Annotated in this window: 12 protein-coding genes and 1 tRNA gene; 12 read left to right on the top strand and 1 reads right to left on the bottom strand. The window is 42.4% G+C overall.

Annotation, left to right across the window (positions count from 1 at the left end; all coding sequences use genetic code 11):
* Positions 1 to 99: 99 nt before the first annotated feature.
* Positions 100 to 2,052 carry a glycoside hydrolase family 31 protein gene (locus ACTNC0_RS12765; RefSeq protein WP_441087676.1) on the bottom strand — a complete coding sequence of 651 codons (1,953 nt, stop codon included), beginning with the start codon at positions 2,050 to 2,052 and terminating at the stop codon, positions 100 to 102.
* Positions 2,053 to 2,396: 344 nt separating this feature from the next.
* On the opposite strand from ACTNC0_RS12765, the gene ACTNC0_RS12760 reads away from it, so the two are divergent.
* The 12 genes from ACTNC0_RS12760 to ACTNC0_RS12705 all read left to right on the top strand — a co-directional run bounded on the left by ACTNC0_RS12760 (position 2,397) and on the right by ACTNC0_RS12705 (position 16,217).
* Positions 2,397 to 3,785 carry an alanine/glycine:cation symporter family protein gene (locus tag ACTNC0_RS12760; RefSeq protein ID WP_441087675.1) on the top strand — a complete coding sequence of 463 codons (1,389 nt, stop codon included), beginning with the start codon at positions 2,397 to 2,399 and terminating at the stop codon, positions 3,783 to 3,785.
* A gap of 69 nt (positions 3,786 to 3,854) precedes the next feature.
* Positions 3,855 to 4,565, top strand: a complete 711-nt coding sequence (tsaA, locus tag ACTNC0_RS12755; protein WP_441087673.1) for a tRNA (N6-threonylcarbamoyladenosine(37)-N6)-methyltransferase TrmO — start codon at positions 3,855 to 3,857, stop codon at positions 4,563 to 4,565.
* A gap of 145 nt (positions 4,566 to 4,710) precedes the next feature.
* Positions 4,711 to 6,030, top strand: coding sequence for an aspartate kinase (locus ACTNC0_RS12750; RefSeq protein WP_118137075.1), 1,320 nt, complete (start codon positions 4,711 to 4,713; stop codon positions 6,028 to 6,030).
* Positions 6,031 to 6,338: 308 nt separating this feature from the next.
* Complete coding sequence (locus ACTNC0_RS12745) at positions 6,339 to 8,696, top strand: ATP-dependent DNA helicase (RefSeq protein WP_441087672.1); 2,358 nt, start codon at positions 6,339 to 6,341, stop codon at positions 8,694 to 8,696.
* A gap of 279 nt (positions 8,697 to 8,975) precedes the next feature.
* The gene (locus tag ACTNC0_RS12740) at positions 8,976 to 10,460 is read left to right on the top strand and encodes a serine hydrolase (protein ID WP_441087671.1); all 1,485 of its coding nucleotides are present in this window, start codon (positions 8,976 to 8,978) and stop codon (positions 10,458 to 10,460) included.
* Between the two features lie 231 nt (positions 10,461 to 10,691).
* A complete protein-coding gene (locus ACTNC0_RS12735) occupies positions 10,692 to 11,966 on the top strand; it encodes a sn-glycerol-1-phosphate dehydrogenase (protein ID WP_441087670.1) in 1,275 nt (424 codons plus the stop codon).
* Between the two features lie 2 nt (positions 11,967 to 11,968).
* Entirely contained in the window at positions 11,969 to 12,445 is a 477-nt protein-coding gene (gene ispF / locus ACTNC0_RS12730; RefSeq protein ID WP_441087669.1) for a 2-C-methyl-D-erythritol 2,4-cyclodiphosphate synthase, read from the top strand.
* A gap of 128 nt (positions 12,446 to 12,573) precedes the next feature.
* Entirely contained in the window at positions 12,574 to 13,983 is a 1,410-nt protein-coding gene (cysS, locus tag ACTNC0_RS12725) for a cysteine--tRNA ligase (RefSeq protein WP_441087668.1), read from the top strand.
* A 140-nt stretch (positions 13,984 to 14,123) separates the two neighbouring features.
* The gene (locus ACTNC0_RS12720) at positions 14,124 to 14,555 is read left to right on the top strand and encodes a Mini-ribonuclease 3 (protein ID WP_441087722.1); all 432 of its coding nucleotides are present in this window, start codon (positions 14,124 to 14,126) and stop codon (positions 14,553 to 14,555) included.
* On the top strand, positions 14,552 to 15,289 hold the full coding sequence (rlmB, locus tag ACTNC0_RS12715) for a 23S rRNA (guanosine(2251)-2'-O)-methyltransferase RlmB (protein ID WP_441087667.1): 738 nt from the start codon (positions 14,552 to 14,554) through the stop codon (positions 15,287 to 15,289). The genes ACTNC0_RS12720 and rlmB overlap by 4 nt, the downstream gene beginning before the upstream one ends.
* A gap of 134 nt (positions 15,290 to 15,423) precedes the next feature.
* Positions 15,424 to 16,023 (top strand): RNA polymerase sporulation sigma factor SigH, encoded by a 600-nt coding sequence (gene sigH, locus ACTNC0_RS12710; protein WP_441087666.1) that lies wholly within the window; start codon positions 15,424 to 15,426, stop codon positions 16,021 to 16,023.
* A gap of 122 nt (positions 16,024 to 16,145) precedes the next feature.
* Positions 16,146 to 16,217 (top strand) — tRNA-Thr (locus tag ACTNC0_RS12705).
* Positions 16,218 to 16,245 lie beyond the last annotated feature (28 nt).

Here is a 16,245-nt window from a genome sequence, read left to right as displayed (position 1 = left end):
TTTCTTTTTATTTTTTATGAGGTGACATCTCGTTCAATTCTAACTGCTGTCTGGTAATTCCTGCAATTGAGGCAGATAAATCTGATTGATTTGGTTAAATTACAGAGCACTTACTCCGTCATCATCATAACGTTCATATTCAGCTCCCTCATATCCGATCATGCGGATAGTAGCCGGATCAATGTCTTTTACTGTCTGCGCAACATCAGCAACCGGGATTGCTTTTCCTTTGCGAATAAACAGCGGAACTTCATTCAGGGCAACTTCTACATAGTGATGTCCTTTTTCAAGGATTTCCTGAGAGATGGTTCCATCCGGCAGGAATTTTACGAACATCATTTCTTCCGGCAGATATACATAGCGGCCTTTTGCATTCTGTGTATAAACAGGTGCGATCATGATTTCGTTTCCGAGAAGAAGCTGATCTTCTACCTGAGTTGCGAATGCATCCTCTGTGTAGTCGAATGCCAATGGGCGGAACATCATGTCATCGTTTAATGCAGCTTTCATGTATTCACTGTACAGATATGGAACAAGGCGATATCTGACACCGATCACATGACGGAAGTCTTCGATATTTTCAAACTGGTAAGCTTCCTGTTCTCTGGTTCCCAGAGCGGAGTGGTTTCTCATAAGAGGTGTGAATACACCCAGTGCCAGCCAGCGAAGTACCAGGTCACGTGTGGTATCTGCGCCGAATCCGCCCAGATCTGCACCTGTGTAAAGGAAACCGCACATATTCAGGGATGGAAGCATCTTTAAGTTCAGAAGGATGTGTGACCACCAGGATTTATTGTCTCCCATCCAGATTCCGCCGTATCTGTGCATTCCCACATAGGAGGAACGTGAGAACATCAGGAAACGTTTGCCAGGTGCGATTTTTTCAAAGGCTTCACCTGCTGCACGGGTCATGTTATAGCCAAACAGGTTATGTACTTTGTCGTGGCGGATTTTCTGACCGTTTACATTGTGATAGAAGCGTTTGTAATCTTCCGGATTATTTGCAAGTCCTTCTACCTTTGCACTGAGAACGAATCCAGGTGCTTCTTCCTTGTCCATGAAGTTATCTTTGATGTATTCTTTTAATTCAGCAACGCCTTCCGGTGTGCAGAACATTGCAGGCTCGTTCATGTCATTCCAGAAACCGTCGATTCCTTTGGAAATGAGACGTTCATATTTCTGTCCGAACCATGCTCTGGCATCTGCGTTCAGGACATCCGGGAAATGAGTCCAGCCCGGCCATACAGCGGAAACGAAATCACTGCCGTCTTCACGTTTGCAGAAGTAGTTCTTCTCAACGCCTTCTTCATAAACATCATAGCCAGCCTCTACCTTGACACCTGCATCGATGATTGGAACAAGGTGGATGCCTTTTTCTTTCATTTCATTGACATAGGCTTCGAAGTCAGGGAAGTTTTCCTGATTGACTGTGAAATCTTTGTAGTCTTCCATGTAATCGATATCCATGTATACCATATCAATCGGAATATTGTTTTCACGATATCCGTCAGCTGCTTTTCTGAAGTCGTCAGCAGTTGTATATCCCCAGCGGCTCTGACCGAAACCAAAAGCGAATTTAGGCGGAATATAGCTTCTTCCGATGATTTTACGGAACTGTTTTACAATATCGTAAGGAGTTTCGCCCTCGATCACATACAGATAAAGGTCTGCATCCTCGCAGGTGATCTTTAACTGGGAAGAGAGTGTGTAACCGATATCAAACTTCAGTTTTCCGGGATAATCAACGAAGAGACCGAAAGTCTGCTTTCCGGAGATTACGATGAAGTTGTGTGCTCCATAGAGGGAGATTTTATCTTCTGTATGGTTTGGCTGGTCGGAACAGTTGCTTTCATAAACATATCCACGTTTGTTGATTCCGCGGTTTGATTCGCCCAGACCATAGACAACATCGTTGTCATCCATGTCATAAGTAAAAGAGAAGCTGTTCTCTGTGGAGATAGTTCCGTATGCAGGAGTTCCCTCAGAAGCCGGGATGGAAGTTACGATGGCATCGGTTTCAAACGGGGTTCCGTAAGTATATTTCTGAATCATTTTGTCATATCCTCCTTAGATTGAAAAATGTTAAAGTAATAACTGAAGCGTTTAAGTACTGTTGGAAAATACACAGGTGTTTTCCTTGATTTTCTATCTACAATAATAGAGGTTTGGGTGGGGAAATGCTACTGAAATTATGACAAATTTATACGTTATTTTGACTTTTGCTCAAACTGTGAAGTAGTGATATGGGTATGGCAAGCAGTGGAGCGGCTGATCGTATCTGTTTGCGCTGTTAACTTATTGTGCTTTAATGCTTTATCTTAATAGAATTTTTTCTGTACATACGGCGAAAAAAGTGCTAAAATACTACTATTACACGAAAGAAAGGTTTGTTTAACATGCTTCAGACAATTGAATCCATCAATAACGTCGTAAATAATTTTATCTGGGGTGTCCCGGCTATGATCTGTATTATCGGCGTAGGGCTTTATCTGAGCCTGCGGACTGGTTTTGTCCAGATCCGCAAATTCCCGTATGCGCTTAAAACCACACTAGGAAGAATTTTTAAGAAAAAAGAGGCCTCTGACGGTTCCATGACACCTTTCCAGGCAGTCTGTACTGCACTGGCAGGTACAGTAGGTACTGGAAATATCGCCGGTGTTGCCGGAGCTATTGCTATCGGTGGTCCGGGAGCTGTATTCTGGATGTGGGTTTCCGCGCTCCTTGGAATGTGCACGAAATTTACAGAGGTTACCCTGGCAGTTCATTTCCGTGAGAGAAACAGACATGGAGATTATGTAGGCGGACCTATGTATTATATTAAGAACGGATTGGGAAAGAATTGGAGATTTCTTGCAGTTCTTTATTCTGCATTCGGTGTACTGACTGTATTTGGAACAGGTAATGCTACTCAGGTAAATACCATTACAACAGCAATTGATACAGCTCTTATTAACTTCAATGTGATCTCAGAGTCTTCCATAGGCAGACTGAATCTGATTCTTGGAATTGTGATCACGCTGCTGGTTGGTATGGTACTGCTGGGCGGTATCAAGCGAATCGGAAGTGTTTCCGAGAAGCTGGTGCCGTTTATGGCATTGTTTTATATTGTACTTGCATTGGGTGTTGTAATCTTAAATATCGGAAGAGTTCCGGCAGTTTTCCGTGATATTGTTTATGGAGCCTTTAATCCGTCAGCAGTGACAGGCGGTGTGATCGGAAGCTTTTTCCTCAGTATGAAAAAGGGTGTTTCCAGAGGTATTTTCTCCAATGAAGCCGGACTTGGTACAGGCTCTATCGCTCATGCCTGTGCGGATACAAGCAAGCCTGTAAAACAGGGTATGTTTGGTATTTTTGAGGTATTTGCAGATACGATCGTGATCTGTACTCTGACAGCACTTGTAATCCTTGTAAGCGGCGTGCCGGTAAATTACGGTGCAGCGGCAGGTGCAGAACTTACAATTTCCGGATTTACTTCTACATACGGAGGCTGGGTTTCCATCTTTACGGCAGTTGCCATGTGCTGCTTTGCATTCTCAACGATTATCGGATGGGGACTTTACGGAGCACGCTGCATTGAATTCTTATTCTCTGCAAAAGTTATCCGCCCATTTATGATCGCATATTCATTAGTAGCAATCCTTGGCGCAACTGTAGATCTGGGGCTTCTCTGGAGCATTGCTGAGACATTCAACGGTCTCATGTCAATCCCCAACTTAATTGGTGTATTTCTGCTTTCAGGAACTGCCATTACACTTACGAAAGAATATTTTGCACAGAAGAAATAACAATAATAGCCCGGAGAGTTATTTTTCCGGGCTATTGTTTTATCAAAAGGTAAAAAGGAGAATAATACAATGGTTCCAATCGCACATATAGAAAATGATTTCCCGACCAAATTCGGTATTCCCAGGCAGAGTGGACGTGTAGGGGCGCTTAAAGCGAGAATAGTATTCGAGCCGGAATATCGTAATGTGGATGCCTGCCGTGGCCTGGAGGAGTTTAGTCATATCTGGCTGATCTGGGAGTTTTCGGAGGCAAAGAGGACAAAGTGGTCACCGACTGTCCGCCCGCCCAGACTTGGGGGAAATGTGAGAAAAGGAGTTTTTGCCACAAGATCTCCCTTTCGTCCCAATTCCATAGGATTATCCTGCGTGAAGCTTGAAAAAGCAGCTCTGGATGAGCCGGACAGCCCTGTACTCTATATAGAAGGTGCAGATCTGATGAATGGAACACCGATTTTCGATATTAAACCGTATATTCCTTATGCAGACTGCCATCCGGAAGCAACAGGAAGTTTTACCGAATATTCCAAAGATCATCATCTGAATGTAGAATTTCCCCAGGAGCTTCTGGAAAGAATACCAGGGGAAAGCAGAGAGGCTCTGATCGCAGTTCTTGCAGATGATCCCCGTCCTGCTTATCAGAATGATCCGGAACGGTCTTACGGAATGCCTTTTGGAGAGAAGGATATTCATTTTCGGGTGGATGGAGATATCCTTCGTGTTTATAATGTGACAGAATTTGTAAAAAAACAGCAGGAATCTTCGGCAGATTGTGGAAAATAACCATTTTCGGATATTTCTGTAAGAAAGGCTTGCAAAATTGGCGTTTATTCAATACAATATTAAACAGACTTTATGTTGGTAGAGTGACAAAGACTGATGGGAGATCGGTCTGAAAATATTTAGTGACATATGAGGAGCAGGAAAAATGAAGAAAATTGTTAAATTCGGAGGAAGTTCTCTGGCAAATGCAGAACAGTTTCAGAAAGTAGGGGAGATCATCAGAAGTGATGAGAGCAGACGTTATGTGGTTCCGTCCGCTCCCGGAAAGAGATTTGACGGAGATACAAAGGTTACAGATTTACTTTATAAATGTTATAATACTGCAGTTGAAGGGGAAGATTTCATACCGATCCTGCAGGAAATCAAGGGAAGATATTATGAGATCATCCGCGGACTGAACCTTGATCTTTCTCTGGAAGACGAATTTGTTCAGATCGAAGCTGATTTCAAGGCACAGGCAGGCACAGATTATGCAGCATCAAGAGGAGAATTTCTCAATGGTAAGGTGATGGCAGCATATCTGGGTTATGAATTTGTTGATGCAGCAGATGTGATCCGTTTTGATAAGAACGGAAATCTGGACGCCGAGAAGACAGACAGACTTCTGTCCAAAAAGCTGGCAAAATGTGAACGTGCCGTTATCCCTGGATTTTATGGCGCTGGTGAAGATGGAAAAGTTAAAACTTTCTCCAGAGGAGGTTCTGATGTGACCGGTTCTCTTGTGGCAAAGGCTATCAAGGCAGACCTTTATGAAAACTGGACAGATGTTTCCGGTTTCTTGGTAACAGACCCACGTATTGTTAAAAATCCGGAAGTGATCGAGAGCATTACCTACAGAGAACTCAGAGAGCTTTCTTATATGGGTGCAACTGTTCTTCATGAAGATGCGATCTTCCCGGTTCGTAAAGAGGGAATTCCAATCAATATCAAAAACACAAACAGACCGGAAGACAAGGGTACTTTTATTGTTGAGAGTACATGCAAGAAGCCGAAATTTACAATTACAGGTATTGCAGGTAAGAAGGGATTCTGTTCTATCAATATTGAGAAATCCATGATGAACAGTGAGGTTGGTTTCGGACGTAAGGTACTTCAGGTATTCGAAGATCAGGGAATCAGCTTTGAGCATGTTCCATCAGGAATCGATACAATGACTGTATATGTACATCAGGATGAATTCGAAGAAAAGGAACAGCAGGTAATTGCCGGAATTCATCGTGCAGTACAGCCGGATTTCGTAGAAATGGAATCTGACCTTGCACTGATCGCTGTTGTAGGACGTGGTATGAAATCCACCAGAGGTACAGCAGGAAGAATCTTCTCAGCACTTGCCCATGCAAATGTAAATGTGAAGATGATCGACCAGGGTTCCAGTGAACTGAATATCATTATCGGTGTGGAGAACAGAGATTTTGAAACTGCTGTAAAAGCAATCTATGATATCTTTGTACTTACTCAGATGTAATTTCTATTATATAGAATCGTGGAGCTAAGGTTCATGTATCAATAAGATTATTTCAGGAATCAGCTTGTCAGTACATCGGAAGATTAAGATAGATAAAAGATAAAGAAAATAACAGGCCGTCAGGAATCTGTATAAAGATTTCTGGCGGCTTTTTCGTTTCATGTGTTGAGAAGATGTGCTATAATCGTGTATTATCTTTAAAAGATCGTGCATTTGATGAATCGATAAGTTGAATGGTGAATGAAAATAGATTTTAGAGATTATTAAGAATGGAGTGAACAGTAACTCTTAAGATATAGGGGGCAGACATGGATAAGCCGGTGGTTCGTATTTCGGTCAGAAATCTGGTGGAATTTATATTAAGAAGCGGTGACCTCGATAACCGCAGAGGCTCTGCGGATAAAGAAGCGATGCTGAAAGGCAGCAGACTTCACAGGAAGATACAAAGCCAGATGGGAAGTCATTACAGGGCAGAAGTTTCGCTTAAATATACGACGGAATATGATGATGTAAGTATTGCGGTAGAAGGCAGAGCTGACGGGATATTCACAGAGGATGAGCAATATTTCATTGACGAGATCAAAGGTGTCTATGCAGATGTCAGCCAGCTTGAGAAACCAGTGGAAGTACATCGTGCCCAGGCCATGTGCTATGCCTGGATCTATGCCAGAGAACAGCAATTAGAGAAAATCGGTGTTCAGATGACATACGGAAATCTGGATACAGAGGAACTCAAGTATTTCAGAGAAGAATTTACTTTGGAGGAACTTAAAGACTGGTATCAGGAACTTCTGGACAGATATCATAAATGGATTTCGTATCAGCTGGCATGGAAAAAAGAGCGGAATGAATCCATGGAAGGGCTGGAGTTTCCGTTTGAATACAGAGAAGGTCAGCGAAAGATCGTATCCAGTGTGTATCATACGATATCAGCAGAACGGCAGATTTTTATACAGGCGCCTACGGGGGTAGGGAAAACCATGTCCACGATTTTTCCGGCGGTAAGAGCAGTCGGTGCCGGACTGGGAGAAAACATTTTCTACCTGACAGCAAAGACGATCACCAGAACAGTGGCAGAAGAAGCGTTTTTAATATTAAAGGAACATGGATTGAAGTTTAAAGTGATCACTATCACTGCGAAGGAAAAACTATGTTTCTGTGACAAAACAGAATGCAATCCGGAGAATTGTCTCTGGGCGAGAGGACATCTGGACAGAATTAATGATGCAGTCTATGAATTGTGGACGACACAGGACTGCTATGACAGAGAGAGGATTCTTGAATATGCAAAGAAATGGCAGGTATGTCCGTTTGAACTATGTCTTGATCTCGCAATATGGGTGGATGCGGTAATCTGCGATTATAATTATGTATTTGATCCAAATGTGTATCTGAAGAGATTTTTTGGCGAAGGTACCTCGGGAGGATATATTTTTCTGATTGATGAAGCCCATAATCTGGTGGACAGAGGCAGAGAAATGTACAGTGCTTTTGTGGACAGAGCAGATGTTCTGGAAGCAAAGAAGCTGGCCGCGGATTACAGTAAGGGACTTGTACGTGCGCTGAAAAAAGTAAATCGTCAGTTGCTGGCGTTGGAGAAAGACTGTGGAGATTATGAAATTTTACAGAATCCCGGACCGATTTCTCTGAGTATGCTACAGGTGATGGGAGAGATGGACAAGCTTCTGGAAGAACTTCACGGAAAAGAGCTTCCGGAACAGCTCCTGGATTTTTATTTTTGTGTCAGAGATTTTCTGAATATAGATGAGCTGTTGGATGAGAATTATGTGATTTATACAGAAATCGGAACGCAGGGAAAAGTAATACTGCGGCTTTTCTGCGTAAATCCTGCGGCGAGTATCGGAAGATGTCTGGAAAAGGGGAAGAGCGCGGTTTTCTTTTCGGCGACGCTTCTTCCTATGGACTATTACCGTACACTTTTAAGCACCAGAAAAGATGATTATGGCATTTATGTGCCATCACCTTTTAAGCAGGAAAAACGATGTATTCTTACGGGACGAGATGTGAGCAGCCGCTATACCAGAAGAGGTTATGAAGAATATCATAAAATTGCGTCATATATTGCAAGAACAGTATGGGCGAAAAAAGGAAACTATATGGTATTTTTTCCTTCTTATAAATTTATGGAAGATGTGTTGGAGGTGTATGAGAATGAGTTTTCAGTGGACTGGGTACGATGCATCTCTCAGAGATCAGGGATGCATGAACAGGAAAAAGAGGAATTTATCGAAGAATTTTCTACATCAGAAGGGACACTGGTTGGATTTTGTGTGATGGGTGGTATTTTTTCGGAAGGTATTGATCTGATGGGGGAGAAACTGATCGGGGCGGTTATAGTAGGAACAGGTTTGCCCCAGATTGGGACAGAACGGGAAATACTCAGGCAGTATTATGATAAAAAAGGTGCAGATGGATTTGATTATGCATACAGATATCCCGGAATGAATAAAGTGCTGCAGTCAGCAGGACGTGTGATAAGAACTCAGGAGGATACAGGAATCATACTTTTGCTGGATGAGCGCTTTGCTGAACATAACTATCGTAATCTTTTCCCGGCAGAATGGGCTGACCGCAGAAACTGTACTCTGAATACGGTGGAACAGCAGCTTGGAGAATTCTGGAACAGGGTTTGTATGGATAAATAAAAAACCTGACCAGAGTCAGAATATGATCTCCATTAAGCAGACAAGGCATATAACCAGAATATCCCGAGACATACGGTATTACTGAGAATGAAGTAAACAGTAACTATGCTGGCATAGGGTGTTACTGGAAAAAAGACAAAAATGTTGCTATCCTGAAAAAAACAATATATACTTTGCTTACTATAAGAAAGAGATGTAACAATTCTGTCAGCTGTTATCTGACGATGGCAGTGAACAGTTACGAAAAGATATGGAAAGCAACCGTAAAAGGAGTTTTACATGAAAAAAAACAAACGAACGACGAAAACTTTTATCCTGGCAGGAACTCTGGCAGGGGCTGTTGTAATGACAACGACTTTGCCTGGCACTGTTTTGGCTGCACAGCAAAGTATGTCTTCTGTTACGGAACAGGCACAGATTCAGCCGATAGGTGATGGAAGTAATAAGTATATCATGAAGAGTGACGGATTTTACTGTCTGGATGTAAATGGAGCGAAAAGCAATCAGGCAGAGATTCATTATTTTCAGGACTATGAAATTGATGGAACGGTATTTGACGGATATTATTACCATGATGCAGACGGAAAATTTAAAGCCTGCAGTCCGCATATGGAACATTTGAAGAGTGTTACAGTATTTAGAAATACAGCCTCTGAGGAGACAACTGATACACAGACAACGCAGGAAACAGAGAAATTTGATGGTTTCTATTTTGTAAATAATCTTGGACGATTATCGGCAACCCCCCAGGTGAGATATATAGATAATCTGGCAATAGACGGAATCACGTTAAATGGCTACTATTACTTTGATGAAAATGGCAGAATGGTAACAGAGCCGGGAATCCATTCGCTTGAGATGGATTGCTATGAAATGAATTTCGACGGAAGCTATTATTTCGGCGGTGCGAACGGAGCTTTGGTACAGGAGAATACAGTGACAACAGACGGATTCATAGTGGATGACACAGGTAAAGTCATAAATCTGGATGATCTGGGAATCGATAACCTCAAACCACAGCTTGAAAATCTGCTGTCAGGATATCAGGGAACATGGAGTGTATATGTCAAAGATCTCAACGAGGATAAAGAGTTTCTGATTAACGATACGCCGTTATATTCTGCAAGCCTGATCAAGCCATTTGTCATGGCAAAGACTTACCAGGATATGGAACAGGTAAGAACGGATGAGGCGAAGAAATTAAATACAACGGATATGAAAACCGTAGATGTGAAATTAAATGATCTGTTGTGGAATATGATCACTGTCAGCGACAACGAATCCTGTAATGAACTGGTGAAACTTCAGACAGATGCACTTGATTTCAAAAAAGGTGCAGAGGACATCAATAAATATCTGGAAAAAGAGGGATATACAGAAACAAGTGTACAGCATACACTCCACCCGGCAGCCTCCGCGCAGGAAAGTCTTGGCGGTAGAAATATGACTTCTGTAAAAGACTGCGGAGCTCTGCTTGAGAGCATTTTCAAGGGAGAGTGCGTCAGCAAAGAAGCATCAGAGGAAATGCTTAATCTTCTGTCGAATCAGGAAAACACCTGGAAAATCCCGGAAGGACTTCCTGACGGAATAAAATCAGCAAATAAAACCGGAGAGACAGATCAGAACCAGCACGATATTGCGATCATTTACGGAGAAAAGACAACATACATATTGTGTATCATGTCCGAAAACTGCCCGGAAGGTACAGCAGTAACAAATATCCAGAATATTTCAAAGATCGTTTACAATTACCTGAATCTTTAAGGGCATTGTGTGCGGCGAATGATTGATTTTTACTGGAAAATCATGTATAATACCATAGAACTATGTCATGTACGATGAAACTTAACAGCAGTGGCGGGCAGAGAGGAATCGGTATCCCCCACTGACACGTGACAAGCCACAGTCATCTATGTGATTGTATGTCATATTCTGTGAAATTACCGACTGTGGATTGAAACAAACAATTGTATAAAGTCAGGAGGAAGAATTTAAATGCGAGTTGATGCGGACGATTTTGCCCGACCTTGCAGCTGCGGCAGGGAACACCAGATTGCAGTGAAAGAGATTTTGATAGAAGCCGGAGCAGTAGAGAAGCTTGAAGAAGAGATGTCAGAGGGGATGCTGAAAGAATATATATCTCCGCTGGTTATCTGCGACACCAATACCTATGCGGCAACAGAAGAAATCATGGAGGATATCTATGACAGATGCCAGGTATTAGTTCTGGACGCAGAGGGGCTTTTGGCTGACCGGAAAGCGATAAGAATTGTGGAGAACAACATGGAGGAAGATATTGACCTGATCCTCGCAGTAGGGGCAGGAACGATTCATGATATCAGCCGCTATGTTGCACACAAATACAAAGTACCTTTCATTTCAGTGCCTACCGCAGCAAGTGGAGATGGATTTGTAACAACAGTGGCTGCCATGACCCTGGACGGCATAAAGAAAACAGTGCCGTTGATTGCGCCTATCTGTGTATATGCAGATACAGATATTTTTTCAAAAGCTCCCCGGCGTCTTACAGATGCGGGAATTTCGGATCTGATGGGAAAATATATCTGTCTTGCAGACTGGAAAATCGCAAATCTGGTTACCGGAGAATATTTTTGCCGGGAAACTGTAAGACTGGAAGAAAAAGCCTTAAAGACGGTCAGATCTTCCATACAGGATATTGCAGAGGGCGAGGAAGATGAATGTGAACAGCTGATGTATGCATTGATCCTTTCCGGGCTTGCGATGCAGATGATCGGGAATTCAAGACCGGCATCCTGTGCAGAGCACCAGGTGACACATCTGTGGGATATGGAAGTGATCAATGGCCCGCTGAATGCACTTCATGGGGAGAAAGTCTCTGTAGCAACACTTCTTGTACTGGAGGAGTACAAGCGCATTGCCACAGCTATTACGCAGGGACGATGTCACGCAAAACTGTATGAGAATGAAGACGAGAAACTTCTGGAAGAAACCTTTGGAAGTAAAGGATTTCTGGAAGAGATAAAGAAAGAAAATGAACCGGAACTTCTGAAATCCATTTCACCGGAGCATCTGGAGAATTGTCTGGGTGGAATCGCGGAGATTATAGATGAGCTTCCGAGCGAACAGGATATGTTCCACATGCTGGAAAAGGCTGGATGTGCAAAGACGGTTTATGATATCGGACTTGATGAAGCAGCTGTTTTACCAAGTCTCAGACTTGCACCTTATACAAGAAGACGATTAAGCTTATTAAGACTCAGCAAAATGCTGGAAATCAAAGGAGAATGATTATGCGCGTTGGAATGGGATATGATGTACACAGACTAACCGAAAACAGAGATTTGATCCTTGGAGGAGTAAAGATTGACTGGGAGAAAGGTCTTCTGGGACATTCAGATGCCGATGTGCTGATCCATGCGGTGATGGATGCACTTTTAGGAGCAGCTGCGCTGGGTGACATCGGAAAACATTTTCCGGATACAGATCCTGCATATAAAGGAATTTCCAGTATTTTGCTGCTGGAACACGTAACGAAGCTATTGAAAGAATATCATTATGAGATTGGAAATATAGATGCAACGATCATTGCGCAGAAACCGAAAATGGCACCTCATATTTCACAGATGAGGGCAAATATGGCGAAAGCAATGGGAATTGATGAGTCTCAGCTGAATATTAAGGCTACTACAGAAGAAAAGCTGGGATTTACAGGAAGAGAAGAAGGAATTGCATCTCAGGCAATTTGTCTTCTTAATGAAGTAAAGTAATTGTTATAAGATTTTATAAAAAATCGTTACTGTACACACACCACTATTTCGCGAAGCGTGTTACGGAGTGAACAGTAACAAAAACTCTATAGAATGATAAAACATAGGGAAAACTGGAGGAATAGAGAATGAAACTTTTTAATACACTGACACGCAGAAAAGAAGAATTTGTACCTCTTGAAGAGGGAAAGGTTCGCATGTATGTCTGCGGTCCGACTGTTTACAACCTGATCCATATCGGAAATGCCCGTCCAATGATCATCTTCGATACTGTACGCCGTTACATGGAGTACAAGGGATATGAAGTAAACTATGTTTCTAACTTTACAGACGTAGATGATAAGATCATCAAGAAAGCAATCGAGGAAGGCGTAAGTGCTCAGGAGATTTCTGAACGTTATATTGCTGAGTGCAGGAAAGATATGGATGGCATGAATGTAAAACCTGCTACTACAAATCCACAGGCAACACAGGAAATCGATGGAATGATCAGCATGATCCAGACTCTGGTTGATAAAGGATATGCATATCCGGCAGTAGACGGTACTGTTTATTTCAGAGTTAAGAAATTCAAAGAATACGGAAAACTTTCTCACAAAAATCTGGATGATCTGCAGTCTGGTTTCCGCTCTCTGCAGGTATCAGGAGAAGACCAGAAAGAAGATCCGCTAGATTTCGTTCTCTGGAAACCGAAAAAAGAGGGAGAGCCATCCTGGCCATCCCCATGGTGTGACGGACGTCCTGGCTGGCATATTGAATGCTCTGTTATGGCAAAGAAATATCTCGGAGATGAGATTGATATTCATGCAGGCGGTGAGGACCTGATCTTCCCACATCATGAAAATGAAATTGCACAGAGTGAATGCTGCAACGATAAGATTTTTGCAAAATACTGGATGCACAATGCATTCTTAAACATTGATAACAGAAAAATGTCCAAGTCTCTTGGAAACTTCCGTACTGTACGTGAGATCAGCGAGCAGTATGATCTTCAGGTACTTCGTTTCTTCATGCTGAATGCACATTACAGAAGCCCGCTGAACTTCAGCGCAGATCTGATGGAAGCTGCAAAGAATGCGTTAGAGCGTATCACAGATGCAGCTGCAAACTTAAAAGACAGAAAAGCAGCAGCACAGACAGAGGCTGCGACAGATGCAGAGAAAGAACTCCTTGCACAGTCTCAGGAGTTTGTTAAGAAATTCGAAGAAGCAATGGATGATGACTTCAACACTGCGGACGCACTGGCTGCAATCTTTGAACTGGTTAAATTTGCCAACACAAATGTATCCGAGGAAAGCTCCTCAGAATTCGCCGGAGCACTGCTTGATACAATGGTAAAATTATGCGATGTACTTGGTCTGAAAGCAGAGAAGAAAGAAGAAATTCTTGATAAAGAAATTGAAGATCTGATCGCAGAACGCCAGGAAGCAAGAAAAGCAAAGAACTTTGCGAGAGCAGATGAGATCAGAGATGAACTTCTGGCTAAGGGAATTATCCTTAAAGATACCCGTGAGGGAGTAAAATGGAAACGAGCTTAAACGGTATGGCAGAAATAAATGAGTTTGATAAGCGTGATATTGCTGTCAATGAAAACGAAGCAGATGAGGCAAAAGTTGATGAGATAAAAGCTGTTGCTATTGAAAAAGATTCTGAAAGCAAAGGCGATTTGAGTAGTGGAATGGACATTATCGGTTTGAAAGGGATGCTTCATCAGGCATTTCATCTGAAAGATAATGATATGAGGTCTTACTCACCCTTGACTTTAGCTTATATCGGAGACGGTGTTTACGAATTGGTGATCCGCACGGTTCTTGTGAAAAAAGGAAACTGTCCGGTAAATCAGCTGCACAGAAAGGCAAGCAGTCTGGTTAAAGCAGGCACACAGTCTTCTATGATGGAAGTGATCGAACCAATGCTTACGCAAGAGGAGCACAGTGTTTATAAAAGAGGCAGAAATGCGCACTCCCCGACAATGGCAAAGCACGCAACAATGGCAGATTACCGCAGAGCAACCGGATTTGAAGCTCTGATGGGATATTTATATTTAAAAGATGATTTCGGCAGAATCATAGAACTGGTTCGTGCAGGAATCGGAGAGGATCAGATATGAGTGAACAGATAGAAGGACGCAATGCAGTCCTGGAAGCTTTTCGTTCCGGTAAATGTGTAGATAAGCTGTTTATCCTGGATGGATGCCAGGATGGACCAGTCCGCACTATTGCCAGAGAGGCAAGAAAAAAAGATACGATTATCAATTATGTGGCAAAAGAGCGTCTGGATCAGTTAAGTGAGACAGGTGCACATCAGGGCGTGATCGCCCAGGTAGCTGCTTATGAATATGCAAGCGTAGAAGATATCCTTGTAAAAGCAAAGGAAAAAGGGGAAGATCCATTTATCTTTATTCTGGATAATATTGAAGATCCTCATAATCTCGGTGCAATTATTCGTACTGCAAACCTGGCAGGAGCACATGGCGTGATCATTCCGAAGAGACGTGCAGTAGGACTGACCTCTACAGTTGCCAAGACTTCAGCAGGTGCATTAAACTATACACCTGTTGCAAAAGTGACAAATCTGGGACATACCATTGATGAGCTGAAAGAGCAGGGAATGTGGTTTGTATGCGCAGATATGGGCGGAGAAACTATGTATAACCTGAATCTTACAGGTCCGATCGGAGTTGTGATCGGTAACGAAGGTGAGGGAGTAAGCAGACTAATTCGCGAGAAATGTGATTTTGTAGCATCTATTCCGATGAAGGGGGATATTGATTCCCTGAATGCATCAGTAGCAGCAGGTGTACTCGGCTATGAGATCGTACGTCAGAGAATGCAGAAGAAATAAGTGCCATATTTACATTAGTTATTAGAGAGTTATGTGGTTAATCTGTTTTGGTGTAAATGGCGTATTGGTTGTGCAGCAGAATAGAATTGTTTCAGTTAATAGCAACATTTATGGAAAACGGAAGGTTTAAATTGATGAAACAGTATGACGGAATCAAGGATGAAGAATTAATCTTTCGCTTTAAAAACGGAGAGTCAGAGATTCTCGACTATCTTATGGAAAAATACAAGAACATGGTCCGCAAGAAAGCAAGGACTATGTTTCTGATAGGCGGGGAGAATGATGATCTGATACAGGAAGGTATGATCGGACTGTTTAAGGCAGTCCGCGACTACCAGCCGGACAAAGATGCCACATTTCAGACTTTTGCGAGCATATGCGTGGACAGACAGATTTACAATGCAATCCAGAGTTCTAACAGGCAGAAACATCAGCCGCTTAACTCATATGTCTCTCTCAGTGAGCAGGACGGAGAGAACGAAGAACATCTTGGTGATACCTGGGTAGAAAATCCGGAATCGATCATCATCGACCAGGAAAACGTTGAGAATCTGGAACAAGAGATCACCACCACATTAAGCCCGATGGAGAATCAGGTACTGGAATACTATCTGGCAGGAAACGGCTACGGAGAGATTGCCGAACTTATGGGAAAAACACCAAAATCCATAGACAACGCACTCCGCAGAATCCGCACCAAAATAAAAGAACAACTGGAACAGCTCCGTAAATAAAAAAATACAGAATTTTAACCGAAGGTAATTTTTATAAAAATAAAAAAGTTAAAAAATAGGGATTGACAATACGGTTAAGTTCTGGTAACATATCCAAATGTGAGCGGTAAATCTGACACGATGCTGATGTGGCTCAGAGGTAGAGCACTTCCTTGGTAAGGAAGGGGTCACGGGTTCAATTCCCGTCATCAGCTTTTTTTAATGCTTGAAAATAAAAATAGA

The organism is Blautia sp. HCP3S3_B11, from assembly GCF_052064435.1.
Lineage (GTDB): Bacteria > Bacillota > Clostridia > Lachnospirales > Lachnospiraceae > Blautia_A.
The sequence above is the reverse complement of the archived record's forward strand: the minus strand, read 5'-3'. Positions and strand labels throughout refer to the sequence as shown.

Excerpts from the sequence above, each read along its gene's own strand:
- ACTNC0_RS12765 (WP_441087676.1), bottom strand. The coding sequence starts at position 2,052 with ATGATTCAGAAATATACTTACGGAACCCCGTTTGAAACCGATGCCATC.
- ACTNC0_RS12760 (WP_441087675.1), top strand. The coding sequence starts at position 2,397 with ATGCTTCAGACAATTGAATCCATCAATAACGTCGTAAATAATTTTATC.
- tsaA (WP_441087673.1), top strand. The coding sequence starts at position 3,855 with ATGGTTCCAATCGCACATATAGAAAATGATTTCCCGACCAAATTCGGT.
- ACTNC0_RS12750 (WP_118137075.1), top strand. The coding sequence starts at position 4,711 with ATGAAGAAAATTGTTAAATTCGGAGGAAGTTCTCTGGCAAATGCAGAA.
- ACTNC0_RS12745 (WP_441087672.1), top strand. The coding sequence starts at position 6,339 with ATGGATAAGCCGGTGGTTCGTATTTCGGTCAGAAATCTGGTGGAATTT.
- ACTNC0_RS12740 (WP_441087671.1), top strand. The coding sequence starts at position 8,976 with ATGAAAAAAAACAAACGAACGACGAAAACTTTTATCCTGGCAGGAACT.
- ACTNC0_RS12735 (WP_441087670.1), top strand. The coding sequence starts at position 10,692 with ATGCGAGTTGATGCGGACGATTTTGCCCGACCTTGCAGCTGCGGCAGG.
- ispF (WP_441087669.1), top strand. The coding sequence starts at position 11,969 with ATGCGCGTTGGAATGGGATATGATGTACACAGACTAACCGAAAACAGA.
- cysS (WP_441087668.1), top strand. The coding sequence starts at position 12,574 with ATGAAACTTTTTAATACACTGACACGCAGAAAAGAAGAATTTGTACCT.
- ACTNC0_RS12720 (WP_441087722.1), top strand. The coding sequence starts at position 14,124 with ATGGACATTATCGGTTTGAAAGGGATGCTTCATCAGGCATTTCATCTG.
- rlmB (WP_441087667.1), top strand. The coding sequence starts at position 14,552 with ATGAGTGAACAGATAGAAGGACGCAATGCAGTCCTGGAAGCTTTTCGT.
- sigH (WP_441087666.1), top strand. The coding sequence starts at position 15,424 with ATGAAACAGTATGACGGAATCAAGGATGAAGAATTAATCTTTCGCTTT.